This is a genomic window from Nonomuraea candida, from assembly GCF_000725485.1.
Lineage (GTDB): Bacteria > Actinomycetota > Actinomycetes > Streptosporangiales > Streptosporangiaceae > Nonomuraea > Nonomuraea candida.
Map to the genome: position 1 here is coordinate 1 of NZ_JOAG01000012.1, position 26,331 is coordinate 26,331.

The 26,331-nt window shown below is 71.1% G+C and carries 23 protein-coding genes and 1 other RNA gene; 6 read left to right on the forward strand and 18 right to left on the reverse strand.

The window, feature by feature from the left end:
- The 3 genes from IO39_RS11995 to IO39_RS12005 all read right to left on the reverse strand — a co-directional run.
- A partial coding sequence (locus IO39_RS11995; protein WP_211266995.1) for an AfsR/SARP family transcriptional regulator occupies window positions 1-1,851 on the reverse strand: 1,851 nt, incomplete at its 3' end.
- 130 nt (window positions 1,852-1,981) lie between these two features.
- Window positions 1,982-3,583 carry a serine/threonine-protein kinase gene (locus tag IO39_RS57620; protein ID WP_052422789.1) on the reverse strand — a complete coding sequence of 534 codons (1,602 nt, stop codon included), beginning with the start codon at window positions 3,581-3,583 and terminating at the stop codon, window positions 1,982-1,984.
- A 27-nt stretch (window positions 3,584-3,610) separates the two neighbouring features.
- Window positions 3,611-4,573 carry a GlxA family transcriptional regulator gene (locus IO39_RS12005; RefSeq protein ID WP_084772726.1) on the reverse strand — a complete coding sequence of 321 codons (963 nt, stop codon included), beginning with the start codon at window positions 4,571-4,573 and terminating at the stop codon, window positions 3,611-3,613.
- A gap of 100 nt (window positions 4,574-4,673) precedes the next feature.
- On the opposite strand from IO39_RS12005, the gene IO39_RS12010 reads away from it, so the two are divergent.
- The gene (locus IO39_RS12010) at window positions 4,674-5,084 is read left to right on the forward strand and encodes a hypothetical protein (protein ID WP_043620515.1); all 411 of its coding nucleotides are present in this window, start codon (window positions 4,674-4,676) and stop codon (window positions 5,082-5,084) included.
- A 60-nt stretch (window positions 5,085-5,144) separates the two neighbouring features.
- Here the strand turns inward: IO39_RS12010 and IO39_RS12015 are convergent, their stop codons facing one another.
- The 3 genes from IO39_RS12015 to IO39_RS12025 all read right to left on the reverse strand — a co-directional run bounded on the left by IO39_RS12015 (window position 5,145) and on the right by IO39_RS12025 (window position 7,551).
- Window positions 5,145-5,978: a phosphatidylinositol-specific phospholipase C/glycerophosphodiester phosphodiesterase family protein gene (locus IO39_RS12015; protein ID WP_043620518.1), complete on the reverse strand. Its 834-nt coding sequence runs from the start codon at window positions 5,976-5,978 to the stop codon at window positions 5,145-5,147.
- A gap of 98 nt (window positions 5,979-6,076) precedes the next feature.
- Window positions 6,077-6,667, reverse strand: a complete 591-nt coding sequence (locus tag IO39_RS12020; RefSeq protein WP_043620521.1) for a hypothetical protein — start codon at window positions 6,665-6,667, stop codon at window positions 6,077-6,079.
- Entirely contained in the window at window positions 6,664-7,551 is an 888-nt protein-coding gene (locus IO39_RS12025; RefSeq protein WP_157548224.1) for a hypothetical protein, read from the reverse strand. Before IO39_RS12025 ends, IO39_RS12020 begins: the two co-directional genes overlap by 4 nt.
- Window positions 7,552-7,703: 152 nt before the next feature.
- Between IO39_RS12025 and IO39_RS50530 the strand changes: the two genes are divergently transcribed.
- Window positions 7,704-8,060: a DUF1801 domain-containing protein gene (locus tag IO39_RS50530; protein WP_052422790.1), complete on the forward strand. Its 357-nt coding sequence runs from the start codon at window positions 7,704-7,706 to the stop codon at window positions 8,058-8,060.
- 174 nt (window positions 8,061-8,234) lie between these two features.
- Here IO39_RS50530 and IO39_RS58855 read toward each other — a convergent pair whose 3' ends face one another.
- From IO39_RS58855 to ftsE, 7 genes are all read right to left on the reverse strand, one after another.
- On the reverse strand, window positions 8,235-8,939 hold the full coding sequence (locus IO39_RS58855) for a trypsin-like peptidase domain-containing protein (protein ID WP_157548226.1): 705 nt from the start codon (window positions 8,937-8,939) through the stop codon (window positions 8,235-8,237).
- 123 nt (window positions 8,940-9,062) lie between these two features.
- Window positions 9,063-9,383 carry a hypothetical protein gene (locus IO39_RS12040; protein ID WP_157548228.1) on the reverse strand — a complete coding sequence of 107 codons (321 nt, stop codon included), beginning with the start codon at window positions 9,381-9,383 and terminating at the stop codon, window positions 9,063-9,065.
- 322 nt (window positions 9,384-9,705) lie between these two features.
- Window positions 9,706-10,089, reverse strand: a transfer-messenger RNA (tmRNA) gene (gene ssrA, locus IO39_RS51855).
- A gap of 414 nt (window positions 10,090-10,503) precedes the next feature.
- Window positions 10,504-12,360 carry a penicillin-binding transpeptidase domain-containing protein gene (locus IO39_RS12045; RefSeq protein ID WP_043620529.1) on the reverse strand — a complete coding sequence of 619 codons (1,857 nt, stop codon included), beginning with the start codon at window positions 12,358-12,360 and terminating at the stop codon, window positions 10,504-10,506.
- 19 nt (window positions 12,361-12,379) lie between these two features.
- Window positions 12,380-12,847, reverse strand: a complete 468-nt coding sequence (gene smpB / locus IO39_RS12050; protein ID WP_043620532.1) for an SsrA-binding protein SmpB — start codon at window positions 12,845-12,847, stop codon at window positions 12,380-12,382.
- Between the two features lie 47 nt (window positions 12,848-12,894).
- A complete protein-coding gene (ftsX, locus tag IO39_RS12055) occupies window positions 12,895-13,803 on the reverse strand; it encodes a permease-like cell division protein FtsX (RefSeq protein WP_043620535.1) in 909 nt (302 codons plus the stop codon).
- 20 nt (window positions 13,804-13,823) lie between these two features.
- Window positions 13,824-14,513 carry a cell division ATP-binding protein FtsE gene (gene ftsE / locus IO39_RS12060; RefSeq protein ID WP_043620538.1) on the reverse strand — a complete coding sequence of 230 codons (690 nt, stop codon included), beginning with the start codon at window positions 14,511-14,513 and terminating at the stop codon, window positions 13,824-13,826.
- 202 nt (window positions 14,514-14,715) lie between these two features.
- Between ftsE and IO39_RS12065 the strand changes: the two genes are divergently transcribed.
- A complete protein-coding gene (locus IO39_RS12065; protein ID WP_043620541.1) occupies window positions 14,716-14,907 on the forward strand; it encodes a hypothetical protein in 192 nt (63 codons plus the stop codon).
- Window positions 14,908-15,013: 106 nt separating this feature from the next.
- Here the strand turns inward: IO39_RS12065 and prfB are convergent, their stop codons facing one another.
- A complete protein-coding gene (gene prfB / locus IO39_RS12070; RefSeq protein ID WP_043620544.1) occupies window positions 15,014-16,138 on the reverse strand; it encodes a peptide chain release factor 2 in 1,125 nt (374 codons plus the stop codon).
- Between the two features lie 47 nt (window positions 16,139-16,185).
- Between prfB and IO39_RS12075 the strand changes: the two genes are divergently transcribed.
- On the forward strand, window positions 16,186-17,202 hold the full coding sequence (locus tag IO39_RS12075; protein WP_157548230.1) for a DUF8094 domain-containing protein: 1,017 nt from the start codon (window positions 16,186-16,188) through the stop codon (window positions 17,200-17,202).
- Window positions 17,203-17,367: 165 nt separating this feature from the next.
- Here IO39_RS12075 and IO39_RS12080 read toward each other — a convergent pair whose 3' ends face one another.
- The 4 genes from IO39_RS12080 to IO39_RS12095 form a co-directional block, all read right to left on the reverse strand.
- Entirely contained in the window at window positions 17,368-22,242 is a 4,875-nt protein-coding gene (locus IO39_RS12080) for an NAD-glutamate dehydrogenase (protein ID WP_043620548.1), read from the reverse strand.
- Between the two features lie 70 nt (window positions 22,243-22,312).
- Window positions 22,313-23,116 (reverse strand): tryptophan 2,3-dioxygenase, encoded by an 804-nt coding sequence (locus IO39_RS12085; RefSeq protein ID WP_043620550.1) that lies wholly within the window; start codon window positions 23,114-23,116, stop codon window positions 22,313-22,315.
- A gap of 84 nt (window positions 23,117-23,200) precedes the next feature.
- Complete coding sequence (locus IO39_RS12090) at window positions 23,201-23,401, reverse strand: zf-HC2 domain-containing protein (RefSeq protein WP_043620552.1); 201 nt, start codon at window positions 23,399-23,401, stop codon at window positions 23,201-23,203.
- The gene (locus IO39_RS12095; RefSeq protein ID WP_084772774.1) at window positions 23,401-23,946 is read right to left on the reverse strand and encodes a sigma-70 family RNA polymerase sigma factor; all 546 of its coding nucleotides are present in this window, start codon (window positions 23,944-23,946) and stop codon (window positions 23,401-23,403) included. Before IO39_RS12095 ends, IO39_RS12090 begins: the two co-directional genes overlap by 1 nt.
- Before the next feature lie 129 nt (window positions 23,947-24,075).
- Between IO39_RS12095 and IO39_RS12100 the strand changes: the two genes are divergently transcribed.
- Window positions 24,076-24,711 (forward strand): DUF4142 domain-containing protein, encoded by a 636-nt coding sequence (locus IO39_RS12100; RefSeq protein WP_169789055.1) that lies wholly within the window; start codon window positions 24,076-24,078, stop codon window positions 24,709-24,711.
- Window positions 24,708-26,267 (forward strand): DUF1996 domain-containing protein, encoded by a 1,560-nt coding sequence (locus tag IO39_RS50535; RefSeq protein WP_245641929.1) that lies wholly within the window; start codon window positions 24,708-24,710, stop codon window positions 26,265-26,267. The genes IO39_RS12100 and IO39_RS50535 overlap by 4 nt, the downstream gene beginning before the upstream one ends.
- The last annotated feature ends 64 nt before the right edge of the window (window positions 26,268-26,331 follow it).

Below are 26,331 nucleotides of genomic sequence, written 5' to 3' on the forward strand. Positions count from 1 at the left end.
GTCGTGGGGCGGGGCCGGGGTGGGTGGGTGGATCTCGGTGCGGCCGGTGCCGGGCTCGGCGGGGAGGAGGGAGGCCCGGGCCTGCCGGGTCCGCTCCAGGATCTCCCCCGCCATGGCCGCCAGCACGCCGGCCGGCCCGCCGTCCTCCTCGGCCAGGCGTTCGGCGGCGTACAGCCTGGTCAGGTCGTGCCAGCCGTACCGCTCCTGGCCCGCCTCGTCCAGGCCGCGCGACTGCAGCAGCCCCGCCTCCGCCAGCGGCTCCAGGTCCGCGCCGAGCGCCCACGGCGCGAAGTCGGGCGCCGACAGGGCCCCGAGCCGGCGCAGCAGCCGCCGCTCCGGGTCCGGCAGGCCGCGATAGCCCAGGGCGAGGCTGCCCCTGACGGCCAGGTCGCCGGCGCTCAGCTCGTCGAGCCTGCGTCGCTCGTCGCCGAGCCGCCCCGCCAGGTGGTCGAGCGTCCAGCCCGGCTTCCTGGCCAGCCGCGACCCGGCGATGCGCAGGGCCAGGGGCAGGTGCCCGCAGAGCGCGACGATGCGCAGGGCGGCCCCGGGCTCCGCGCGCACCCGGTCGTGCCCGGCGACCTCGGCGAGCATGGCCACCGCCTCGTCCCGGTCGAGCAGCCCCAGCTCGTACGCCCGCGCCGCCTCCAGCCCGGCCAGCGGCGACCGGCTGGTCACGAGGGTGAGGCTGCCGGGACCGGTCGGCAGCAGGGGGCGTACCTGGGCCTCGTCGGCGGCGTCGTCCAGCACGACGAGCAGCCGTCTGCGGGCCGTCATGCTGCGGTAGAGCCGCACCCGGTCGGCCAGGGCGGACGGCACCGCGCCGTCGGGGCAGCCGAGCGAGCGCAGCAGGTCCTCCAGGACCGCGCCGGGCGGCCGGGCGCCCAGCGGGGCGTAGAGCCGGTCGCCGGACAGCTCGATCGTGGTGGCGGCGTGCACGGCGACGGCCGACTTCCCGCAGCCGGGCGGGCCGTGCAGGACCAGGTGCACGGGTGCCGAGGCGTGCTCCGGCACCAGCCCGGCGATCCACCCGAGCACCGCCCGGCGTCCCACGAAGTCGGAAATGTCCGGCGGCAACTCGCTGACCACCTGCCCACCTCCGGGACGGATGCCGTCGGTGCGCTGGAGCGGCGTGCCGTCGTCGTGCAGGACGCGCCGGTGGGCCGCCGTCAGCTCGGCCCCCGGCTCCAGCCCCAGCTCCTCCACCAGCGTCCGCCGCGCGTCCTGGTAGGCCCCCAGCGCCTCCGACCGCCGTCCGGCCTGGTGCAGGGCCTCGATGAGGCGTACCCAGGCGCGTTCCCGCAGCGGGTGCGCGGCCACCAGCGCGCGCAGCTCGCCCACCATCTCCGCGCCCCTGCCCAGCCGCAGGTCGAGCTCCACCCGCTCCTCCAGCGCGGTCAGCCGCAGCTCCTCCAGCGGCACGCCGTGCGTGCGGCGCAGCACCGACGACTCCACGTCGGCCAGCGCCCGGCCCCGCCACAGGGCCTGCGCCGCCCTGAACCCGTCCGCCGCCCGCGCCACCTCCCCGGCCGCCCGCGCCCGCCGCGCCTCGGCGACCAGCCGCTCGAACCGGTGGCAGTCCACGTCGTCCCGCGCCACGTCCAGCAGGTAACCGCCCGGCACGGTACGGATGCCGTCCACGACCTTGCGCAGCGCGCTGACGTACACGCGCAGCACCGACTCGGCCGTGGCCGGGGGCCGGTCGTCCCACACCACGGACATCAGCCGCCCGACCGGCACCTGCTCCCCGGCCGCCAGCAGCAGCGCCGCCAGCAGCGTGCGATGCTTGGCCGGTCCCGGGGTCCGGCCGCCCTCGACGCGCAGCGGCCCGAGCACGCCGAAACGCACGCTCACCCGCCCCCCGACCGCACGGCCCGCTGACATCCGGCGGGAACGCCCTCCGCCCTCGCGCCCCGGTGACACCCGGCGGGAACGCCCTCCGCCCTCGCGGCCCGGCGGCGACGGGCGCGCGCATCCTCCGGCCTCACGACTCGATCACCGGTCTGAGCGTGAAGGACTGGAAGCGGACGCGGGCCTGCTCGGTGGCGCTCGACGCGGCGTGCACGCCGGCCTCCCGGGGCGCGTACGGGTCCTCCGCGTCGGACACCTCGGCGACCAGGACCTCGTTCAGCCACATCCGCAGGGTCACCCGGTCCCCGCTCCGGACGCACTCCGCCACGACCCGGTTGACGGCCTGGCGCGGCGCGCCGGCGGGCCCGTGCAGGATCTCGCCCTCGGCGCCGGTACGGCGCTTGACGATCGACGCCTTGCCCGTGCCGCTCACCGTGAACTCGTACCGGTCGCCGGAGCCGGCCGAGCCGTGGCACCACACGCCGTACTCCCCCGCGCCCTCCTCCAGCGTGGCCCGCGCGCTGACGATCACGCCGCTCTCCGGCTCGCTGACGGGTGCCGACTTCCACAACCGCCAGCCCGGCCGGACGGTGAGCCGGTAGCCGGAGCCGTCCGCGCGGGCGGCGCCGCCGTCCGACGCGCCGACGTCCCAGGAGTCGGCGAACCCGGCCTCGTACGGCAGGCTCTGCCGGTCCAGCGCCCCCGGCAGGGTCACGGCGCCCACGGCGGCGAGCACCAGCACGGCGCCGCCCGCCACCGCCCACGGCCACCACCGCCGCCGCCCGGACGGGCGCGCCTCCACCGGCCGCCCATCCCCCACGCCCTCGCGCACGTCCGCCCCGCGCACGTCCGCCCCGCGCACATCCGCCCCGCGCACATCCGCCCCGCGCACATCCGCTGTGGCGGTCCCCGTCCAGGTGCGTTCCACCACCTCGGTGGCCGTGGCCAGGCGGGTGCCGCCCACCAGCTCCCCCAGCAGCTCCTGAGCCGTCGGCCGCAGCCGGGCGTCCTTGGCCAGAGCCCGTTCCACCACTCCCCGCACCCCGTCGTCCAGCCCGTCCAGCAGCGGCGGCTCCCCCATAATGCGGTGCAGCACCTGCCCGGCCGGCCCGCCCCCGAACGGCAGCCGCCCCGTCCCGGCGAACGCGATCACCCCGCCCCAGGCGAACACGTCGGCGGCGGGCGTCAGCGGCTCCCCGCGCACCTGCTCGGGCGCCATGAACGCGGGCGTGCCGAGGAGGGACTGACCGGCCACGCTGTCACCGCCGACGAGCTGCGCGATCCCGAAGTCGATCACCCGGGGCCCGAGCGGCGACAGCAGCACGTTGGCGGGCTTCAGGTCCCGGTGGATCACCCCGGCCCCGTGGATGGCGCTCAGCGCGGTCGCGATGCCCACGGCCAGCGCCTCCAGGTTCCCGCCCGACAGCGGGCCCTGCTCGTGCACGGCCCGCGCCAGGTCGGGCCCCTTGACGTATTCGGTGACCAGGTAGGCGACGTCCCCGTCGATCCCGGCGTCCAGCACCGGCGCGGTGCAGAACCTGGCCACCCGCCGCGCCGCCGCCACCTCGCGCTCGAAGCGCCGCCGGAACGCCGGGTCCCTGGCCAGCTCGGGATGGATGAGCTTGACCGCGGCCAGCCCGCCCGTGGGCGTGGCGGCCAGGTGCACCTCGCCCATGCCGCCCCGGCCGAGCAGGCGCCGCAGGGTGTAGCCGCCTATGACCCGGTCACCGTTCATCGCAGACACATTAGCCAGATACCAGGATCAACCGGCCGCCTGTGTCAGGCGGTAGCGGGAGGGCGGGATGCCGTACCGGTCGATGAAGGCCTGCCGTAACGTCTCGGCCGTGCCGAACCCGCAGCGCGCGGCCACCGCCGGGAGCGGCAGCGACGTGGCGGCCAGCAGCTGGGCGGCGGCCTCGGTGCGGACCTTCCTGACGTAGCGGCCGGGCGCCTGGCCCAGGTGCCGGAGGAACAGCCGGGTCAGGTGCCGCTCGCTGACCCCCGCCCGCGCCGCCAGGGCGGCCGTGCCGAGGTCGCCGCGCAGGTTCGCGGCGATGTGCTCGACGGTCCGCCTGACCAGGTCGTCGGAGGGGGCGGGCGCGGCGACGAACATGCTCATCTGCGCCTGGTTGCCGGGCCGCTGCAGGTAGGTGACCAGGTTGCGGGCCACGGTCCTGGCCAGCTCGACGCCGTTGTCCTCCTCCACGAAGGCCAGCGTGAGGTCGAGGGCGGCGGTGACGCCGGCGGAGGTGGCGACGTCGCCGTCCCTGATGAAGATCGGGTCGGCGTCAACGGTGACGCGGGGGAAGCGGGCGGCCAGGACGTGCGCCTGGTTCCAGTGCGTGGTGGCGCGCCGCCCGTCGAGCAGCCCCGCGGCGGCCAGGATGTACGCCCCCGTGCACACGGACGCCACCCGCCTGCTCTCCCTGGCCAGCCGGCGCACGTGGCCGACGACCAGCGGGTTGGCGGCGGCGTCCTCGTTGCCGATCCCGCCCGACACGATGAGCGTGTCGAGCGGCCCGGTGACCCGCTCCAGGGCGAGCTGGCCGTGCAGGGTCAGCGCGGTGCCGGTGGTGACGGGATGGCCGCCGGGCGTGGCCACGCGGTACTCGTAGTACGGCAGCGCGCCGTGCCAGTTGGCGCTCTCCAGGGTGGAGGTGACGCAGGCGATGTCGAGGAGCTCGGCCGCCTCGTACGCCACCACCACGACCCGTCGTCGGTCCATGCCCCCGACTGTAGGTCCGACGGACCGGCAGCCCAAGTTTCCGGACCTCCCCGGCCGCCTTCCCTGGCCGGCCGGACCCCCGTCCCGCACAGTCGGGAGCATGACGACGACACCCACCACGAAGCCCGGCCGCCGCTGGGGCCGGTTCACGCTGCACTACATCGAGATGATCGTCGCGATGTTCGCCGGCATGTTCGCGCTCGGCCTGCTCCAGTCCGCCGTCGGCCTCGACGTCTCCCACACCGGGCAGCCGGAGCTGTGGTACCTCTCGATGGCCGTCAACATGTCGATCGGCATGGCCGCCTGGATGCGCTTCCGGGGGCACGGCTGGGCGCCGACGCTGGAGATGTGCGCGGTCATGTTCGCGCCCGCCGTGCCGCTCTTCCCCCTGCTGTGGCTGGGGGCCATCGACAGTGACGGGCTGATGCTGGTCTCGCACGTGGCGATGTTCCCGCTCATGCTCGCCGCGATGCTGCGCCGCCTCGACGAGTACGCCGGCTGCGCCCACTGACCACGCGCATCGGAGTACGCCGGCGGCGCCGGCTGACCCCGCGCATCGGAATCCGCCGGCTCAGGCCGCCTCGCGCCTGTCGTCATGGGCGCGCAGGAAGCTCTCCAGGCCCGCCAGGTCGTCGGTGTTGAGGTGGTCGACGTCGGCCGCGACCAGCTCCCGCCACAGCGCGTCCCTGGCCGGTCCGGCCGCGTCGGGCGTGGCCCAGAAGCGCACCCGCTGCCCGTCGCGGTGCGCGGTGGCGACGATCTGACGGAGCTTGTCCCGCTCGGCGGCCGGCATCTCGCCCTCGCCCCGCCAGGTGAAGTGGTTCGTCCAGTTGTCGCTGATCAGCGGGATCAGGCCGGGGTCGCCCTGGCCCAGGTCGGACAGGCGGCCGTCGTAGAAGGCGTAGCGCCGCTCCTGGGCCGCCATCAGCTCGCGCGGCCGGTCGCCGCTGATCACCACGGTCACCGCGCCGGGCCTGACCCTGCCCTTGTGGTAGGTGGTGAGCATCTTGCGGTAGGTCCGCAGCACCTTGTCCAGCTCGGTGTAGGTGGCGGCGCCGTCGTTCTTGATGTCCACCAGGAGCTGGAGCGCCTGGTGGCGGTTGCCGGGGAAGACGCTGCCGTGGCGTACGCGGCGGGCCAGCGGGTCGAGGTAGAGCGACTGCAGCGTACGGCCGGGGCGCAGGTCCTCGGGGTCGTGCCCGACGCGCAGCTCGCCGTCCACCAGGTAGATGTCGGCCTCGACGCTGGTGAAGCCGTGGTCGAGGGCGTCCAGCAGCGGCCGCTCGTGCTCGTAGTCGTTGTGGGCGTGGGCGCGGGGCAGGGGCTGGACGGCCCCCGAGGCGGGGAGCGCGGTCAGCAGCAGGGCTCCGGCCGCGGCCAGCACGCCGAGGGCGCGACGCAACATCGCATCTCCTTACAAGGGGGACATTCGGCTGCGTGTTCACGGTATTCGTGAAAAGTGTGACAGGAGTGACGTCCGGCTGAACACCACCCCATTCCGGCCTACCGCTCCCGTGCCCGGATCCTGCCCAGCGTGAGGTGCCGGTCCCGGATGTCGGAGATCAGCACGTACGCGACCAGCAGCAGCCCCAGGCACAACACGTCGGCCGCCCACCAGGGGATCTCGGCCAGCAGCAGGTAGCCCTGACCGTCGCTCAGCGACCTGACGATCACGGTGACCACGGCCACCACCACCGTGACCAGCGCCCAGCTCCACAGCGGCGGCAGGCTCCCCTTGTTCCACAGCCGGACCCGCCAGTTCATGAACACCGCCAGCACGCCCAGCAGCGCGCAGAAGCCGATCAGCCACCAGGGCAGCGCGAAGGCCGTCTGCTCGGAGATCTGCTCCCGCGTGGCGCGCAGCTCCGCCTCGGCCTCCCGCCGCGCCCGCACGGCGGCTTCGAGCTGCCTTTCGAGCTGCGCCACCGAGCGCTGCGCCCGCGGGGACGGCGCGGCGTCCTCGGTGGGCAGCATGCGCGCCACCACGGTCAGCATGATCGCGACGAACGACAGCGCCAGCACGATGGCCATGAACAGGTCGATGAAGCGCAGGTCGAGCGGCGGCGCGAACGGCCTGGCGGACCGCCGCCTCACTGCTCCCTCACCAGGGTGTACCTCTGCGGCCGGCTCTCGGCGGCGCTCAGCCGCTCCACGGCCGTGCGCAGCGCGTCGAGACCCTTGATCAGCTCCTCGGTCCTGCCCCGGGACTGGGCCAGCTCGTGCGTGAGCCCCTGCAGCTCGGGGGCCGCCTGCGCGGCCGGGGCCGGCGCCCGCCGGTCCTGCGGCAGCCGGGCGAGGTAGACCAGGAACACCTCGTCGGCCGCCGCCACCCCGGCCCGCTCCGCCCGTTCGACCAGGGTCATCGCGCCGAACGCGAGCACGCTCAGGAACAGCGCCACCATGGTCACCCCGAACGCCGAGGCCAGCTCGGGCAGCACGTGCTGCTTCAGCGCGGCGATCAGCACGCTGGGGTTCCCCTGGCCGTCCAGAGCGTCGCCGAACGAGCCGACCATCGCCGCCATGGTCAGCGCGGTGCCGATGAACCCGAAGACCGGCAGCGCCCAGATGAGCGCGTGGTCGACGTGGTGCCTGTTGGCCAGCTCGCCCTCGTCCAGCGCGGAGCGCGCGCCGAGCACGGCCTCCGCGTCGCCGCCCGCCTCGGCCGCCTCCTTGAACAGCCGCAGCCGCCGCCCGACCAGCGTGTCGTCGCCCGGCTTGACCGAACCGACGTTCGCCGCGGCCCGCTCCGTGGCGGCGCTCTCCCGCCTGATCTCGGGCACCGCCCTGACGATCCTGAGCACGGTCGTCACGAACACCGCGACGATCAGCGCGACCACCATTTCGGCCGCCGCCGGGGCCGTGGTCGCGCCCACGACTTCGAGCAGTGCCGCCACCGCCCCCGTCACCAGCAGCGACCCGGACACCAAGAGCCCCACCAGCGGCGCGAACACCGGGTGGCGCCAGTCGTACCTTGACACGCTTCATCCCGCCTCTGACACGAAAACTGTCAAAAGACACCTAAGCATAGGTAAAGGAGTGGTCGCTCACAGTAAGCGCAATCGGAACTCTGGTCCCTTCTCATCACAGCCGTTATCGTCGCCTCCACATGTCGCCGTGGAGAGGCTTTGAGATGGGCAACCCGGACGTTGACGCGTTCATCCAGACCAGGGTCCCGGCTCCGTTCCAGGAGATCGTGACCGGCTTACGCACGCTCATGGCCGACAGCGCGCCCGAGGCGGCGGAGGTGCTCACGTACGGCTCGCCCGCCTGGCGGGGGAACAAGATCCTCGCCGTCATCAGCGTCAGCAAGACCCACATCACCTTCGCCTTCGAGCGCGGCGCCGAGTTCGCGGACGCGCACGGGCTGCTCACCGGCAGCGGCAAGAAGACCCGGCACGTCAAGCTCAAGAAGCCCGAGGACCTGCGGACCCACGAGGAGGCCCTGCGCGACTACGTCTCCCAGGCGGTCCGCCTCGACAAGGAGTGACCCACCGGCGGGACCGGCACCGGCCGCCACCGCCCCGCCCCACGCCCCCCCCGCCGCCGCCCCAAGCCTCCGCCCGCCCCAAGCCTCCCGCCGGCGGCGTGCTCCGACCGGCGGCGTGCTCCGACCGGCGGCGTGCTCCGACCGGCGCTCTTCCGGCTCACGCCGGAAGAGCGGTCAGCGCGGCCCGGCGCACTTGCGGGTGGAGACGTGTTCCGTGCCGTCGCCCGCCTTCTTCACCACGGACAGCAGCTCCTCGGCCGCCAGCGCGTACGCCACCCGCTCCCGCCCCTCGTCCACCCCGAACACCATCCCGGCGGCGACGCCCTCTTCCGCCACCACCGGCCAGCCGCTCGCCTCCGCTCCCACGTCCCCGGAGAGGGCCAGCACCGTGCGGACGGTCTCGCGCTCGCGGAAGACGTCCGGCCCCGCGGCCTCCAACCGCCGCTCCACCTCGACCTCCCGCGCCACCGCGGCGCCCCCGCCCGCCGGATAGCCGACCAGGCCGGCCGCGCCGAGCGGCGCCCGCGCGATCCGCAGCGCGGGCGCGGGCAGGCCGGGAACGTGCAGCAGCGCGACGTCGGTGACGGGGTCGAAGGCGACGACGTCACCGGCGTACTGGCGGCCGTCCCCTGCGGTGACGGTCAGGGACACCGGGATGGCCCCGGCCACCACGCGGGCCACCGTCATCACCCGGCCGGGGGCGTACACGAAGCCCGTGCCCTCGGCGTCCTTGCCGCAGGCCGGCGCGTGTGCCGAGATCCGCACCACGCTGCGCCGCGCACCCTCCCCCTGCGACCCCTCCAGGCCCCAGGGCAGGCGCGGCAGCGGGAGCGAGCACCCGCTCAGCGCGAGAGCAAGCAGCACCCAGACCCAACGCACAAGATCACGCTACCGGTACTCCCCCCGCCACCGCCCACCCCGGTCTCCTGCGGAAGCCCCGGGAACGCGAAGACCGCCCCCCGTCCGCGGTGTCCGCGCTCGGGAGACGGTCCTGAAAATGGCTTATCTGACCTGCCACCAGGCATGCACGACGTGGCAGCCCTGGGGATCGCCGGAAACGAGGGAGTATGACCCCGCCTGCCCGGAGGCCTTGGTCCGCCACGGGCCGACGACCGTTCGCGTGTAGGGGTAGTGAGCCGAGTTGCACTTGGCGGCCACCCGGTAGGTGCCGAAGCCGCCGTTGCACACCGCCCCCGCCACGTTCGTCGTCGTGTTCACGAAGCTGCTGCAAGCCCACACTTCCGCCCGCGCCGGGGTGGTGACCCCGGCGAGGGCCATCGCGCCGCCCGCCGCCACGGCCAGGACCTTCGCCAACCTTCGCATCACGCCTCCTGTGTGCCTTCCGGTTCGGCTTACACGCCTCATGGTCAGGCAGGCGCGCGACCCGGCACCAGGACGCAAGGCGGACATCTACCGGACATTCGCCGGCCGCCCAGCGGCCCAAGCCGGCCGCCCGAACCGGCCCCCGGCGGCACGAGCGGGCCGCCCGAGCCGATCGCGGCGGCAGGCCCGTGGGCTCGCGGTGGGCTCGCGGTGGGAGGCTCACGGTTGGGGTCGCGGTGGGCCCATGACGTGCCTATGGGTCCCCATAACGCACAAAACCGCCCCTACCTGCGGTCTTCCGCAGGTAAGAGGCGGTCTGAAGTGGTGGAGGTGGCGGGAATCGAACCCGCGTCCTTCAACCCCAAGTCAGGGCTTCTCCGGGCGCAGCCTGCTGTGCTTTTCTCGGCCCCGGCGATCACGCAGGCGAGTCGCCGACGGGCTCAGCCACTGTTTGATTTCCCGATCTCCCCCGTGGCCGGGTCGATCGGTTGAGCCTTCTAGCGATGCCAGACACCGGGCCGAAGGCACTCCCGGGCTGACAGTGGTTTCGCTGCTTAGGCAGCGAGCGCCAGGTCAGACCTGGCAGCCACAGTGCTCTTGGAATTGGCACTTGTTGTTTGCGGTCACAGGATTAACGAGGTTATGTCCGCAGTCCTCGGCCCGCTTCACCTGGCTTGCAAAGTCGAAGTCGAAGCCAGTCACCCCCTGTGCAGTTGTCAACACGTCCCCCGGAGGGGCCGCGCAACATGAATGTACATGGCACAACACCCTCAACGCCAACTTAATTCCCCGTGGCGGAACCCCCGGCCGGCACGGGGAAACCGCCGCCCGCCACGGCGAAACCGCCGCCCAGCACGACGAGAGGCCGCCCCTGCGCCTCGAAGGCCCCGCACACGGCGAGAGGCCGTCCGGGCACGGCGAAACCCCCGGGAGCGCGGCACAGCAGCTCGCGCTCCCGGGGGCCGACCGGCAGGGTCGAGCCGGTCCGGACGGCAGGACTTCCCCCGAGATGAAGTCCTGATCTCATCACGGCGACTGGAACCGCAACCCCCCGAGCGGGCCCAGTCACTCAGTAAGACGCAACGGGGCCCGCGAATGGTTGCTCAGGGTCGCGACAATTTCACGACGGGTTGCCGAGGCCCGAGAAGAACTCGCCTGCCACGGCCGCCGGGTCGTGGTTCTTCGTCAGCACGGCGATGGCCACGTCGCCCTGCCAGCCGACGAACCAGCGCTGCTGGTCGCCCGCCGCCGCGGTGATGCCGTAGACCCTGCCCTTGCCGGCCTGGGCGGGGGTGCCGGCCGCGCCGGCCCGCATCATGGTGGTCAGCGCGGCGCGCACCTTCGGGTCGACCGGCACCGGGGAGGGCTGGCTGGCGGGGGTCTTCTCGGCGGAGGCGTCGGGCGAGCGGGGCTCGGTGACCAGCACGGGCGGGCGCCAGGTGCCGGAGGCGACGGCGGCGGCCACCAGGGCCATGCCGAGCGGGCTCATCTCGACGTTCTGGCCGGCGATGGCCTTGGCCTTGTCGGCGTCGCTGGACAGCTTGGGCCGCGACCCGCTGAACGACTTCAGCGGCAACCGCCACGGCTGCCCCACGCCGAACGCCTGCGCGCTCCTGGTCAGGTCGTCGCCCGTGACGCGGCGGGCCAGCGAGGCCAGCGCGGTCACGCAGCCCCGGGCGAAGTGCTGCTGGAAGGTGGCCGACGTGGTGACCCCCGCGGGCTGGGCGGCGTGCACGAACTTGGCGCCGCCCACCGTGCGCTCCTGCGGGCAGGCCAGCCGCTGCTTGGGGCTGACGCCCTTCTTCAGCAGCGCGTCGGCGGCGATGATCGAGAACGCCGTCCCGGCCGGGAACTTGCCGGCCAGCGCGTCGCGCTCCTGGTGCATGTCCTTGGTGCCGACGGCGAGGATCTCACCGGTGTCACGGTGCACCGCCACCAGCGCGCTGGTCTGCGTGGCGGCCACGGCCTGCTCGGCGGCCGTCTGCGCGCCCCGGTCGATCGTGGTCTTCACCGAGACGTTCCGCCGGCCCGGCCACTGCTTGAGCTGGGCGACCTGGCGGCCGGTCTTGAGGTCGAGGGTGATCACCTCGGTCTCGGTGGACCCGGTCAGGTAGTCCTGGTAGGCCTGCTGCAGCCCGCTCCTGCCCACGGAGTCGCCGGCCCGCTGCGGGCCGCCGAGCTTCTGCTCGGTCTCGGGCGTGAGCGCGCTGACGCTGCCGACGATCTGGCGGGGCGGGTCGGGGTTGACCAGCTGCGGCTGCGACTTGATCTCGATGCCCTGGATGGCCTCCAGCCTGGCCTGCATCGACTGGTAGCGCGAGCGCCCGAACGTCACCAGCTGCACGAACTCGTCGGGCGGCGACGACCTGACCCGGCTGAGCAGCCGGTCCTGGGCGTAGCCGGTGACCTCGGACAGCTTCGCGACGACCTCTTCCGCCTGGTCGCCGAGCTGGTTGGGATGGACGCCCGCGACGTAGAGCTCGGTGTTGCTCTGCAGCGGGTCGTTGGCCCGGTCGACCACCGGCTGGCGCGGAATGGGATTGGTCGCGACGGCGAACCGCTGGCCCTCCTTGAGCTGCGGGTGCAGCACCGACAACGACCAGCGCACCTTCCACGAGCCGTCGACGAGGTGCAGGGGCAGCGAGCCTTCGTATTCCCACAGGGGGTTGTTCTCCCCCAGGTCCACCTCGGCGTGGAAGTCGGCCTTGGACTCGCCGCCGGTCACGCTGACGCTGGTGATCTTGAAGCGGAAGGAGGCCGCGTCAAGCTCCAGCTTGGCGTCGGCCAGCGCCTTGCGCACCGTCGCCGGGTCGCCGTCGGTGCGGCCGGCGGCCAGCTCGTAGTCCTCGGACTGCCAGCCCACGAGGAAGTCGCGCACCGCGTCGTGCGGCGAGGGCTCCTCGAAGCAGCCGGTCAGGGTGGTGCACGCGACCGCCAGGGTGACGGTCGCGGCCAGGGTGCGGCGGGCGCGTCTCATCGGTTGCGGTGTCACACTCTCATCGGTTGCGGTGCCGCAGCGCCCGGGCCATCTCCCGCTTGGCCTGCTGCTCCGCCAGCGCCTGCCGCTTGTCCCAGTCTTTCTTGCCGCGGGCCACGGCGATCTCGACCTTGGCCCGGCCGTCCTTGAAGTAGAGCGTCAGCGGCACGATCGTGAGCCCGCCCTCCTTCGTCTTGGCGGCGAGCTTGTCGATCTCCTTGCGGTGCAGCAGCAGCTTGCGCTTGCGGCGCGCCGCGTGGTTGGTCCACGTGCCCTGCGAGTATTCGGGGATGTGGACGTTGAGCAGCCACGCTTCGTCTCCGTCGATGCTGGCGTAGCCGTCGACGAGCGAGGCGCGGCCCTCGCGTAGCGACTTCACCTCGGTGCCCTGCAGCACGAGACCCGCCTCGAAAGTGTCCTCGACGTGGTAGTCGTGCCGAGCACGTTTGTTCTGGGCGATGACCTTCCGCCCGGTCTCACGTGGCATGCTTCGACTTTACCGGCGACCGGAGGGCCCGCGCCCCAACCGCACGTCTAGACCCTGAGGTAGCGGCGCAGGGTCACGAACGAGGCCAGGATGCAGATCACGACACCGATGATCATGGTGAACGTGATGGTCTGGGCCAGGTCGTTCCAGCTGAGGACGGCGGTGACGTCGCCGAAGAAGCGCACGACCTCGTCAAAGAGGAACACCTTCGCCATGATCAGAATGACCGCGGCGAACACCCCGCCCACCAGGCCGGCGATGACGCCCTCCATGATGAACGGCAGCTGGATGTAGAGGTTGGACGCGCCGACCAGCCGCATGATGCCCGTCTCCCTGCGCCGGTTGAACGCCGAGAGCCGCACCGTGTTGCCGATCAGCAGCGCCGCCGCCAGCACCAGGACGATCGCCACCGTGAGCGCGGCGAACGCGAGCGTGTCGAGCAGGCTGAAGAACGGGGCGATGAGCTGTCTTTGGTCAAGCACCTGCGCCACGCCCGGCCGGCCGGTCACGGCCTGGATGACCGACTGGTAGTTGCCGGGATCCTGGAGGCTGACCCGGAACGACTGCGGCAGGTCCTCCACCCTGGTGGCGTCGACGAGGGCCTTGTTGGTCGAGTACGAGTCCTTGAAGTTCTCGTACGCGGTCGCCTCGTCCTCGAACCACACCTGCTTGACACCCGGGGTGCCCTTGATGTGCGCTTCGAGCGCCGTCCGCTGCGCGGGCGTGATCGCCTTGCCGTTGCAGGCCGGCATGGCCGTTCCCTTTTTGCACAGGAAGACCGAGATCTCGACCTTGTCGTCCCAGTAGCCCTTCATCAGCCCGACCTGGCTGTTGATCATCAGGCCGACGCCCAGCATCGCCATGCCGACCGCCACGGTGATGATCACCGCGATCGTCATGGTCAGGTTGCGACGGAGGCCGATCCAGACCTCGGAGAAGATGAAATTCGCCCGCATGTCTTGTCTGCAGCTCCCTGTCAGTACGCCTGGCCGTACACGCCACGCGACTGGTCACGGACGATCTTGCCGTCCTCCAGCTCCACGACACGCTTGCGCATGGAGTCGACGATGGCCGCGTCGTGCGTGGCCATGACGACCGTGGTGCCAGTCCTGTTGATGCGGTCGAGCACCTTCATGATGCCGATGCTCGTCGCGGGGTCGATGTTGCCCGTGGGCTCGTCGGCCAGCAGGATCATCGGCCTGTTGACGAACGCGCGGGCCATGGCGACGCGTTGCTGCTCGCCGCCGGACAGCTCGTCGGGCATGCGGTGGGCCTTGCCCTCCAGGCCGACCAGCTCGACGACCTCGGGCACCACCTTGCGGATGAACCGCCGCGGCTTGCCGATGACCTCGAGCGCGAACGCCACGTTCTCGTAGACGTTCTTGTTCGGCAGGAGCCTGAAGTCCTGGAAGACGCAGCCGATGCGGCGGCGCAGGTGAGGCACCTTGAAGTTGGAGAGGCGGGCCAGGTCTTTCCCGGCGACGTGGATCGCGCCGGAGTTGGGCCGCTCCTCCTTCAGGATCAGACGCAGGAACGTGGACTTGCCTGATCCCGAAGGACCGACGAGGAACACGAACTCACCCTTGTCCACGTCAACGGATACGTGGTCGAGGGCGGGCCGGTTCTGGTTCGCGTAGACCTTGGTGACATTATCGAAATGGATCACGAGAGCATCACGGCATGCCAGTCTAGGGGTCAGGACGGAAGCGAGGGTGGCACATGCCCACTTCCCGCCGCCGGCCGATCGGGGGCGCCGGTTTTACCAATGATCGACGTTCCGATTGGCCAGACGACAGTCTAGGGGGAAGACTGGCATGGAACGTCCATAACGGAAACAAAACGATTGTGCGGCTAGACTTGGGGCTGTCATGAGTTGCGAACACCTCGTATGCGCGCAGTGCGCCCACCCCGTGATCGAGGGACGCTGCTCCCTCTGCCGCGCCAACCGGGAGCGGATGCACAACCACGGCTTCGCCGGGCTGTCACCCGCGCTCATCGCCCTTCTCCTCGTCGCCCTGCTCTTCCTGACCCTGGCGGTCAAGCACCTGAGCGGCCTCTGAGCACGCCGGCCCGGAGCGTCGGGCGGTCGCCGGGCCGCGACCCCGAGCCGCGACCGGGCGACATGAGGCCCCGAGCCGTGACCGGGCGACATGAGGCCCCGAGCCGTCAGGCGCTCCCGGCCGCGCCGGACTCCTGGCGGCGCATCCAGCGGATCTCCGACTCGATGAAGCCGTCGAGGTCGCCGTCCAGCACCGCTGACGGGTTGCCCGCCTCGGTGCCCGTGCGCAGGTCCTTGACGATCTGGTAGGGGTGCAGCACGTAGTTGCGGATCTGCGTGCCCCACGACGTGGTGGACGCGCCCCGCAGCTCCGACATCTTCTCCGCCTCCTCCTGCCGCTTGCGCTCCAGCAGCTTGGCCTGCAGCACGTTCATCGCGGTCGCGCGGTTCTGCAGCTGGGAGCGCTCGTTCTGGCAGGAGACCACGATGCCGGTCGGCAGGTGCGTGATGCGCACGGCCGAGTCGGTGGTGTTGACGCCCTGGCCGCCCGGACCGCTGGAGCGGTAGACGTCGACGCGGATCTCGTCTTCGTTGATGTCGATGTGGTCGGTCTGCTCGACCACCGGCACGATGTCCACCCCGGCGAACGAGGTCTGCCGCCGCCCCTGGTTGTCGAACGGGCTGATGCGGACCAGCCGGTGGGTGCCGTGCTCGCCCCGCAGCGTGCCGTAGGCGTAGGGGGCCTTGATGGTGAACGTGGCCGACTTGATGCCGGCCTCCTCCGCGTAGGAGGTGTCGTAGACCTCCGTGGCGTAGCCCTTGCGCTCGGCCCACCGCAGATACATGCGCAGCAGCATCTCCGCCCAGTCGGCCGCGTCGACGCCGCCGGCCTGGGAGTTGATGGTGACCAGCGCCTCGCGGGCGTCGTATTCGCCCGACAGCAGCGTGCGCACCTCCAGCGCGCCGATGTCGGACTTGAGGGACTCCAGCTCCTTGTCGGCCTCGACGCGCGTGTCGTCGTCGTCTTCCTCGGCCGCCAGCTCGTAGAGGACCGTCAGGTCGTCGAGACGGCCCGCCACGCCCTCGACCCGCTTGAGCTCGCCCTGGAGATGGGAGAGCTTGCTGGTGACCTTCTGGGCCTGCTCGGGGTCGTCCCACAGGTCTGGGGCGGCAACCTGCTGCTCCAGCTCCTCGATCTGCTTGCGCAGCGCGTCGAGGTCGAGCACGTCCTGGATGCTGCGGAGCGTGCCCCGAAGCTCGTTGATCTCTTCTGCCGGATCGATGCCTGCCACGTCTCCCTAGGGTACGCGACCCTCGCGGGCCCGAATAACATGGCGAGGTGCGTGCATACGGTCGGCGGAAGGTGCTGGCGCTCGCCGCCGGTGTGCTCACCGCGGTGACCGCCTGCTCCGGCGACGCGCCGCCGGCGCCCACCAGGTCGGCCGCGGCCGTCACGGGCGCCCCTTCGCCCTCCCCGGCCGAGCCCGAGGTGACGAGGGAAGAGGCGGCCCAGGAGTTCAGCGACTTCATCCTCACCGACGCCGGGCTGCGGGCGGAGAGCCCGTACGAAGGGCGCCTGTTGCAGGCGCAGGACCTCACGACGGGCGGGCAGTGGCCGCTGACCCAGTCCGCCTACCTGTCCACCTCCTTCGCGCCGCCCCGCCACCGCTGGGGCGCGCCGACGCTCTACGTGCCCAGGTTCCCGCAGGGTGAGCCCGCCCCCTGGTTCAGCGTCCTGGTGACGCGCGACGAGCGGCCGACGCTGCTCACGTTCGCCCGGTCCGACCACTGGCGGCTCAGCTCGGCGGCCGAGCTCCTGCCGGGCCAGGAGCTGCCGGAGATCGCGCTCGACTCCGGCGGCTACGCCACCGTGGTCGCGCCCGACGACAAGAGCGTCACGATCAGCCCCCAGTTCATGGGCCCCGTCCACGCCAGCGTGGCCGAGACGGGCAAGTCGGGGGTCACGGCCGACCTGCTGGCGGCGGGCCCCCACACCACCGAGGTGGCCGACCAGATCGCCGACTCGCGCGACAAGGCCAAGGCCGACGGGTTCAGCTACGACTCGATCTTCAGCGCCGACAACTTCCCCGTCTACGCCCTGCGCACCGCGAACGGCGGGGCGCTGATCCAGTACTCACTGTCCCGCACGACGACCACCACGACCAAGACGGCGGAAGACGACTACATCTCCGTGCCCGACCAGGCCCGGTGGGCGATCGACTCGGAGGTGCTGCGGCGCTCGCTCAGGCTGGTCGAGACGCACCAGTACGCCACGGCCGTCCCTCCGCTCACGGCCCCGGCCGCCGCCCCCGTGATCGCCCATGACGGCGCGCTCACCCGCGCCTCCGGCACGTAGCCCCGGCCCGCGCGCACGAATCAGCCCGGCACTCCAGCCCGACACCCCGGCACGGCGTGGCCGGCACGGCGTGGCCGGCACGGCGCGACAGCACGTCAGGGGGCGCCGGGGAGCGGCGGCCGGCCGGTGCGGGACCGGCCAGCCGTCGCGTCGCCTGAGGAGGGCTCACGCCTCCGTGTGGGGCAGGTTGCTGGCGGCCACCAGCGTGCGGATGGCGCGCAGCGCGACGGAGAGCGTGGCGAGGTCGAAGTTGTCGCTCTCCCAGATCTCCGACAGCGTCTGGCGGGCGCGGGCGACCGCCGCCGAGTTGCCCTCGGTCCAGCGGGCCAGGCGCTCCTCCGGCGGCAGCCCCGGCTTGCTGTGGGCCAGCACGTCGCGCGTCAGCGAGGCGTGCGCGGCGTACAGGTCGTCGCGTAGGGCCGAGCGGGCCATCGAGTTCCACCGGTTGTCCCTGGGCAGCGCGATGATGCGCTCGCGCAGCCGGGCCAGTTGCAGCCGGTCGGCCAGGTCGAAGTAGACCTCCGCCACCTCGTTGACCGGCCGCTGCGTCAGGGACGAGATCTCCACCAGGTCCAGCGTCGAGTACGCCGGCACCATGGTCGCCACCCGCTCCGCCAGGTCCATCGGCACCCCGCGGGCCACGAAGGAGTCGCGGCGCTCCTCGTAGGCGGCCAGGTCGGGCCCCGTGAGCAGCTTGGGGAGGTGCGCGGCGAGCCCGTTGACCCCCTTGACGAAGAAGCCGACGGAGCCGGCCAGGTCGAGCGGCGGCCGGCGGTTGACCAGCAGCCACCGGGTGCCGCGCTCGGCCAGCTTGCGGGCCTCCAGCAGCATGGCGATCTGCACGTCGGTGCTGACCTTGTTGTCCAGCGACTCCACGGCCCGGTAGAAGCTGGGCAGGTCGAAGACCTCCCGCGCGACCAGGTAGGCCCGCACGATGTCGGGCGTGGAGGCTCCGGTCTCCTCCCCGAAGCGGTACATGAACGTGGTGCCCGCCGAGTTGACCAGGTCGTTCACCACGCAGGTGGTGATGATCTCGCGGCGCAGCGGGTGCTCGTCCATGTACGTGCGGAAGCGCCCCCGCAGCTCCGACGGGAAGTAGGAGACCAGCCAGGAGGCCAGGTAGGGGTCGTCGGGCAGGTCGGAGCCGAGCAACTCGGCGTCGGCCACCAGCTTGGTGTAGGCCAGCAGCACGGAGAACTCCGGCGCGGTCAGCCCCAGCCTGGCCTGGCGCCGCTCGGCCAGCGTCTTGTCCGAGGGCAGGAACTCCAGCTCCCGGTTGACCAGCCCGTCCCGCTCCAGCTTGCGCAGGTAGCGGGCGTGGATGTGGAGCATCTCGACGGCCTGCTTGCGGGAGGCGGCCAGGACGACGTTCTGCGCGTAGTTGTCGCGCAGCACGAGGGCGGCCACCTCGTCGGTCATCGAGGTGAAGACCTGGTTGCGCTGCTTGTCGGTCAGCTCGCCGTCGCGGACGACCTGGTCGAGCAGGATCTTGATGTTCACCTCGTGGTCGGAGGTGTCCACGCCGGCGGAGTTGTCGATGAAGTCGGTGTTGACCAGCCCGCCGTTGAGCGCGAACTCGATCCGGGCCAGCTGCGTGAAGCCCAGGTTGCCGCCCTCGCCGATGACCTTGCAGCGCAGCTCGGAGGCGTTGACCCGCAGCGCGTCGTTGGCCTTGTCGCCGACGTCGGCGTGGGACTCGGCGCCGGCCTTGACGTAGGTGCCGATGCCGCCGTTCCAGAGCAGGTCGACGGGGGCCCGCAGGATGGCGCTGATCAGGTCGTTGGGCGCCATGGACGCCACGCCGGACGGGATGCCGAGCGCCTCGCGCATCTGGGGCGTGATCTGGATGGACTTGGCGGTGCGCGGGAAGACGCCGCCGCCGGGCGAGATCAGCGAGGCGTCGTAGTCCTCCCACGAGCTGCGCGGCAGCTCGAACAGGCGGCGCCGCTCGGCGTACGAGCGGGCCGCGTCGGGCGAGGGGTCCACGAAGATGTGCCGGTGGTCGAAGGCGGCCAGCAGCCGGATGTGCTGCGACAGCAGCATGCCGTTGCCGAACACGTCGCCGGACATGTCGCCGATGCCGGCCACGGTGAAGTCGGTGCTCTGCACGTCCACGCCGATGGTGCGGAAGTGGTATTTCACCGACTCCCACGCGCCGCGGGCGGTGATGCCCATGGCCTTGTGGTCGTAGCCGATCGAGCCGCCGGAGGCGAAGGCGTCGCCGAGCCAGAAGCCGTATTCCTTGGCCACGCTGTTGGCGATGTCGGAGAAGGTCGCGGTGCCCTTGTCGGCGGCGACCACGAGGTAGGGGTCGTCGCCGTCGTGCCGCACCACATCGGGCGGGGGCACGACCTTGCCGTCCACGAGGTTGTCGGTGACGTCGAGCAGGCCGGAGATGAACATCCGGTAGCAGGCCACGCCCTCGGCGAGCAGGTCCTCCCGCGACCCGGACTTGGGCGGACGCTTGACGACGAATCCACCCTTGGACCCAGTCGGCACGATAACGGTGTTCTTCACCATCTGTGCCTTCACCAGGCCGAGAATCTCCGTACGGAAGTCCTCCATCCGGTCCGACCACCGCAGCCCGCCCCGCGCCACCTTCCCGAAGCGCAGGTGCACGCCCTCGACCCGGGGCGAGTAGACGAAGATCTCGAACTTCGGCCGCGGCAGCGGCAGCACGCTGATGGCCTCGGGGTCGAACTTGAGAGAGATGTACGGCTTGCGAACCCCGTCCACCGTCTGGAAGTAATTCGTGCGCAAGGTCGCGTGGATCATCTCCAGGTACGCCCGCAGGATGCGGTCCTCGTCCAGCGAGGCCACCTCGTCCAGCGACCGCAGGATCTCCTCGTTGAGCGCCTCCACGAGGTCGACCCGCACGTCCTCGCCCCGCCGCGGGTCGAGCTTGGCCTCGAACAGCCGCACCAGCAGCCGCGCCACCCGCACGTTGTCGCGCAGCACCCGCTCCATGTACGGCTGCGAGAACGTGCTGCCCGCCTGCCGCAGGTATTTGGCGTAGACCCGCAGCACCTCGACCTGCTCCCAGGTCAGCCCGCCCCGCAGGATCAGCGCGTTGAAGTCGTCGTCCTGCACCCGCCCCTTCCACAGCGCGGTGAGGCCGTCCTGGAAGAGCCGCTTGAAGTCGTTTCTGTCCACCTCTTCCGAGGGGGTGTAGCGCAGGCCGAAGTCGTAGATCCAGGCGTTCTTGGTGCCGGGGTCGTTGTCCCGGTCGATCTCGTAGGGCCGCTCGTCCACGACCTCCACGCCGAGCCGCTGGATCAGCGGCAGCGCCTGCGACAACGAGATGGGCGAGCCGACCTTGTAGATCTTCAGCCGCCGCTCCCCCTCGGCGGCGTCGTACGGCTCGTAGAGGTTGATCCCGACCTCTTCGTCGTCGCCCGCCTCGACGAGCTGCTCCAGCCGCCGCAGGTCGACCACCGCCACCTTCGGCGGGAAGTCGGCCTTGTAGCCCTCGGGGAAGGCGGAGGCGTAACGCCTGGTGAGCGCGGGGGCCTCCGCCTCGGAGGTCATCTCCGTCAGCGCGGTGGCCAGGTCGTCCTCCCAGGAGCGGGTGATCGCGGCCAGGCGCGCCTCCAGCTCCTCCACGTCGACGCTCGGCGGCGGCAGCGGCCTGCCCCGCTCGCCGCGCACGACGACGTGCAGGCGGGCCAGCACCGACTCGCCGATCATCGCGCTGTAGTCGAGCGACCTGCCGCCCAGCGCCTTGAGCAGCACCTCCTGCATCTTCAGCCGCACCTTGGTGGTGTAGCGGTCGCGCGGCAGGTAGATCAGGCAGGAGATGTAGCGGCCGTAGTCGTCGCGCCGCAGGAACAGCTTGACCTGCTTGCGTTCGCGCAGCCGCAGCACGCCCATCGCGATCGGCAGGAGCTGGTCGACCGAGGTCTGGAACAGCTCGTCACGCGGGAACGTCTCCAGGATCTCGATCAGGTCCTTGCCGTCGTGGCTGTCGGGCGCCAGGCCGGCCGCGTCGAGCACCCCGGCCAGCTTGCGCCGCAGCACGGGGATGCGGGAGATCGACTCGTTGTAGGCCACGTGGGTGAACAGGCCCAGGAAGCGCCGCTCCCCGATCACCTCGCCCTCGGGCGAGAACAGTTTGACCCCGATGTAGTCGAGATAGGTGGCCCGGTGCACGGTGGCCCTGGAGTTGGCCTTGGTGATGATCATGAGCTGCTTCTCGCGCGCCTTGGCCCGCATCTCGGCGGGCAGCGCCGCGAAGCTCTCCGAGCCGACCTTGTCGTCGCGCAGGATGCCCAGCGCCGCGCCCGGCAGCGCGCGCAGCCGCGCGCCCTCGTCGCTGTCCTCCAGGCGGTACTCGCGGTAGCCGAGGAAGGTGAAGTGCCCGTCGGCGAGCCAGCGCAGCAGGTCGATGCTGTCCTCGACCTCGGCCGGCTCCAGCGGCGGCGGGTTCATCCCCAGGTCTTCGGCGGTCTGCACGGCCAGCGCGCGCATCTTCCTGAAGTCCTCGACCGAGTGGCGCACGTCGGTGAGCACCCGCTGCAGGTCGGCCTCGACGGACTTGAGCACGGCGGGGTCGGACTGGCGGTCGATCTCGATGTGGATCCACGACTCGACCAGCATCTGGCCGGTGACGTCCTCCTGGCCGCGGCCGAGCATCCGGCCCGTCATGTCGCGGCGCACCCGCATCTGCGGGTGGACCACCAGGTGGATGCCCAGGTCGTGCCGGTCGAGCTCCATGGTGACCGAGTCGACCAGGAAGGGCATGTCGTCGGTGACCACCTCGACCACGGAGTGGCCGGGGTCCCAGCCGTTCTCGTCGAGGGTCGGGGTGTAGGCCCGGACCACCGCCCTGCCCTGGGGGCGGACCTCGGCGAGCTGCCTCTGCGACATCGCCGGGCCGTACACGTCAACGGGGTTGCGGTCGAGCAGGTCCTCGGGTGCGACGTAGCGATAGTAGAGCCGCAGGAAGGACAGCGCCTCCTCGGTGCTCACGTGCTCGCTGCTGACGGCGCAACTCTCGGCCGCCCGCTGGAGCAGCTCGTCCTTGGCCTCGTCGAGCGGCATCTTGCTCTCACTCCTTTGTGAGGGTTTGCCATACGCGTTCATAGCGGTGTTCTTCGGTGGGGGCCCGTGTTCACAACCAGGCCCTAAGTTCCCACAGCAGCGGGAAGTAGTGCAGGCGGGTCCTACCGCGCAGGTAGGGGGCGCCCGTCGAGCCTCCTGTGCCCGACTTGGTGCCGATCTGGCGTTCGACCATCTGCACGTGACGCATCCGCCACAACGCGGCGGTCTCGTCGTGCGTCAGCAGGTCTTCGGCCAGTTGCCACAGGTCGTCGTAGGACCCGCGGTTTCTCGCCACGGCCAGCAGCGAAGCCATGATCTCGTCATCGGAGACCGGGAGGCCACGCCGGGAGAGGGCGGTCAGATAAGCATCCCACAGCGTGGGCTCGGCCAGCCTGCGGCGGAGCCTGGCGAGCTCCTCCTCGCCGGCGTGCCTGAAGCTGCCGAGGTAACGCTCGTCCTTCAGCCCCGACAGCACCTCCAGCTCCCTGAACTGCACCGACTGGAACCCGCTGGCGGGCGCCAGCTTGGCGCGGAACTCCAGGAAGTCCTGGGGCGTCATCGTCTCCAGGACCTCGACCTGCTCCACCAGCACCCGCTCGACCGCGTGCACCCGCCGGAACAGGTGTCTGGCCAGCCACAGCTCACCGCCGAACATGGCCTCGCGGGCGCCCTCCAGCTCATGGAGCAGCAGCTTGAACCACAGCTCGTAGACCTGGTGGATGGTGATGAAGAGCAGCTCGTCGGGGGCCTGCGACTGCGGCCGCTGCTGGGCGAGCAGCTCGGGCAGGCGGAGATAGCCGCCGTAGGACAGCAGCCCGCCTTCCTCACCGAACTGCCGACGCGGAGGGCCGGGCGCATCATCGTCGACGCCCACCGAACACCTCCCCCTGACCGCCCGGCCTCATGTGGCCGGGCGCGACGCCTGCCATATCGATACCACCCGAAAAGGGCACAGACGTCAACGTGACATCGACATGGGGGGATCGTCACCGGAGGTCGAGGACGGGGCGTTCCTGAGCTCGTCGAGCTGCTCGGGCAGCTCGGCCAGCTCGATCAGCTCGGCCTGACACCTCTCGCATGCGTCGAGGTGGCGCTCGAAGGCCTCGTGCTCCTCTTCATCGAGGACGCCGAGGACATAGGCGGCCACCCCGTCGTGCATCAGCCGGCTACCCCCTTGTCCCGCAGCTGTTCGCGGAGAGCCCGGATGCCGTAGTAGAGCCGGGACTTCACCGTGCCCGGCGGGATCCCCAGAATCTCCGCCGCTTCACTTATCGTACGGTCTCGAAGGTAAGTCTGCTCAATGACTTCTCGGTGTTCCTGTGACAGGGATCGAAGGGCGTCGGCGACGACCATCGCCGACAACGCCCGCTCCGACCCATCGGGCACCGACATCATGTCGACTTCCGGCGGCTCGACCTCCTGCGGCCGAACGCTCTTCCGCCGACGACCATCAATGACTATGCGACGGGCCACTGTCAGCAGCCACGCCCATATCAGGCTTGGTTCCCATTGCAGTCTTGCCGAGTTTCGCCAGGCCCTGACGATCGTCTCCTGCACGACGTCTTCAGCCCACTGAAGGTCGTTACCTGTGGATTTGCGTACGTGGCGCAGCAGAGGGCCGCCGAACTCCTGGTAAAGCACCGCGATGCGGTGCTCCGCCTCGGCATCCGCACTCTCGAACCTGCCGTCGAGGTGACCTAGCACGGGGCACATCTTTACACCTTCGTTATCCAGGCGGTAGCCACTCCGATAACTCCAGTCATTTCTAACTATCTCCGGCCATACGTGAACCTGAACCGAGACGGCCGCGTACCTCCGACCATGCACAGGCTTTTGCGCGGCGAGATGTTCATGCTCGGCGGTTTCGTCTTGGCCGCCGCCGCGACAATCGTGCTGGTCATGCCGCCGGCGATCGATCCCGCGGCCGCCCAGTGGACACAGACGTCGTCGGGGCCGCTCACGGCCGCCGACCGCGACCTCCTGGTCAAAGTACGTCAGGCGGGCCTGTGGGAGATGCCCGTCGGCGAGTACGCGCAGACCCGCGCCCAGTCCCAGCGGGTGAAGGAAGTCGGCAAATTGATCATGGAAGAGCACATGGACCTCGACCTGATCACCCGCCAGACCGCCAAGAAGCTCGGCGTGGCCCTGCCCGACGAGCCCAATCCCGACCAGCAGCGCTGGATGGCGCAGCTCGCGGCGGAGAGCGGTCCGGCCTTCGACAAGGACTTCGCCAACCTGTTGCGCGCCGCGCACGGCAAGGTCTTCACCGTCGTGGCGGGCGTACGGTCCGGGACGCGCAACTCCGAGATCAGGAAGTTCGCCTCCGAAGGCATCAACTACGTGATGCGCCACATGGGCTATCTGGAGTCCACCGGCCTGGTCGACCACGACCAGTTGCCCGAAGCCCCGACGCCTCCACCCGCTCCACCCGTCGCAATGGCGGTTGAAAAGAGGAGACACACATCATGAGGAGATCCAGACGCATGGCCGCGGCCGTGTCGGCGTTGGCCGTGGCGGCAGGCGGCCTGGTGTCCGCGGCCGTCATCGGCGTGGGCGCGAGCCCCGTCCTGGCCGACCACTGCGATCCCGCCGAGGCCACGCAGGCGCCCCAGACGAACCGGCCGCAGCGCCAGGGGCAGCCGGACCAGGACCAGAACCAGGACCAAGGCCAGGACCAGAACCAAGGCCAGGACCAGAACCAGGACCAGGGACAGCAGCAGGACCAGGGACGGGATCAGGGCCAGGGACAGGATCAGCAGCAGCCGCCGGACCGGCAGACCGGCGACGGGCAGGGCTCCGACCAGCAGGACTCCGACCAGCAGGACTCCGGTCGGCAGGACTCCGATCAGCAGGGCTTCGAGGTCGATCAGCAGGCTCCCCAGGGCGGCGGCGTCGCGCTGCGGGACCCGGCGCTGCCGCCCGAGGCGCCCGAGGACGGCGCCCCCGAGGCCGATGCCCCCGAGGCGCAGCCGGAGGAGAGCCCGACGGTCCAGTCACGCCGCCGCGGCGGCGGGAACGGCCAGTTCACCAGGTCTCCCAGCCCGAGCCCCAGCCAGTCGCAGGACCCCGGCGACGACGGGAACGAGCAGCCCTCGCCCACCGGCACCGCTTCCCCCACCGCCTCCCCCACCGCGACGGGCGGCGCCGGTGAGGAGTGCGCCGACCTGGGCCCGTTCCCCGAGGACTTCGTGGACATCCGCCAGGTCGCGCCGGTGAACAACAACGTCCGCGCCGGCCGGGGCGGCTCGCGGGGCACGTTCGTCTCCCAGTGCGGCACCAACCGCAACGGCCACAACAACCCCGACAACTTCATCGTCGCTCCGGGGGTCAGCAACGGCGCCCACCACCTGCACGACTACGTGGGCAACCTGTCGACGGACGCCTTCTCCACCGACGAGAGCCTGGCCGCGGCGGGCACGACCTGCCGGCTGGGCGACAAGTCCACCTATTTCTGGCCGGTGCTCAGGGACCGCAGGTCGGACGCGAACGCCGACGACCCGGACGGCAACGTCGGCACGGTGCTGCGGCCCCGCGCCGTGATCCTGCAGTTCCGCGGGAACGCCACCGCCAGGGTCGTCGCGATGCCCAGGTTCATCAGGATCATCACCGGTGACGCCAAGGCGGCCACGAACGGCGGGGCCAACGCCAAGGCCGGCTGGAGCTGCTCGGGATTCCAAAATCGCATAAGTCCCGATAAATACACGCTTTGCCCGCGCGGCAGTCAGGTCCTTCGTATTCTGGACTTCCCCAGCTGCTGGGACGGTCAGAACACCGACAGCGCCAACCACCGCACGCACGTGGTCTTCCCTGACCAGAACGGCGCCTGTCCGCAGGGCACCCGGCCGATTCCGCAGTTGCGCATGACTCTCGCGTACAACGTGCCGCAAGGCCCCTCGTACGCGGTGGACGCCTTCCCGGAACAGAAGCACAACCCCATCACCGACCACGGGGACTTCGCGAACGTGATGCCCGACCGGCTGATGCAGTTCGTCGTCTCATGCATCAACCGGGGGCGCCGGTGCTGATCTGAAGGGCCCTCAGGGGCGCCCAGCCTTCCGAGTCGCACCCTCACCCGACCTTGGAGGGAAC

Bases quoted from the DNA above. Each gene is read 5' to 3' on its own strand.
- IO39_RS57620 (WP_052422789.1), bottom strand. From the start codon at position 3,583: ATGAACGGTGACCGGGTCATAGGCGGCTACACCCTGCGGCGCCTGCTC.
- IO39_RS12005 (WP_084772726.1), bottom strand. From the start codon at position 4,573: ATGGACCGACGACGGGTCGTGGTGGTGGCGTACGAGGCGGCCGAGCTC.
- IO39_RS12010 (WP_043620515.1), top strand. From the start codon at position 4,674: ATGACGACGACACCCACCACGAAGCCCGGCCGCCGCTGGGGCCGGTTC.
- IO39_RS12015 (WP_043620518.1), bottom strand. From the start codon at position 5,978: ATGTTGCGTCGCGCCCTCGGCGTGCTGGCCGCGGCCGGAGCCCTGCTG.
- IO39_RS50530 (WP_052422790.1), top strand. From the start codon at position 7,704: ATGGGCAACCCGGACGTTGACGCGTTCATCCAGACCAGGGTCCCGGCT.
- IO39_RS12040 (WP_157548228.1), bottom strand. From the start codon at position 9,383: ATGCGAAGGTTGGCGAAGGTCCTGGCCGTGGCGGCGGGCGGCGCGATG.
- IO39_RS12045 (WP_043620529.1), bottom strand. From the start codon at position 12,360: ATGAGACGCGCCCGCCGCACCCTGGCCGCGACCGTCACCCTGGCGGTC.
- smpB (WP_043620532.1), bottom strand. From the start codon at position 12,847: ATGCCACGTGAGACCGGGCGGAAGGTCATCGCCCAGAACAAACGTGCT.
- ftsX (WP_043620535.1), bottom strand. From the start codon at position 13,803: ATGCGGGCGAATTTCATCTTCTCCGAGGTCTGGATCGGCCTCCGTCGC.
- IO39_RS12065 (WP_043620541.1), top strand. From the start codon at position 14,716: ATGAGTTGCGAACACCTCGTATGCGCGCAGTGCGCCCACCCCGTGATC.
- IO39_RS12080 (WP_043620548.1), bottom strand. From the start codon at position 22,242: ATGCCGCTCGACGAGGCCAAGGACGAGCTGCTCCAGCGGGCGGCCGAG.
- IO39_RS12090 (WP_043620552.1), bottom strand. From the start codon at position 23,401: ATGCACGACGGGGTGGCCGCCTATGTCCTCGGCGTCCTCGATGAAGAG.
- IO39_RS50535 (WP_245641929.1), top strand. From the start codon at position 24,708: ATGAGGAGATCCAGACGCATGGCCGCGGCCGTGTCGGCGTTGGCCGTG.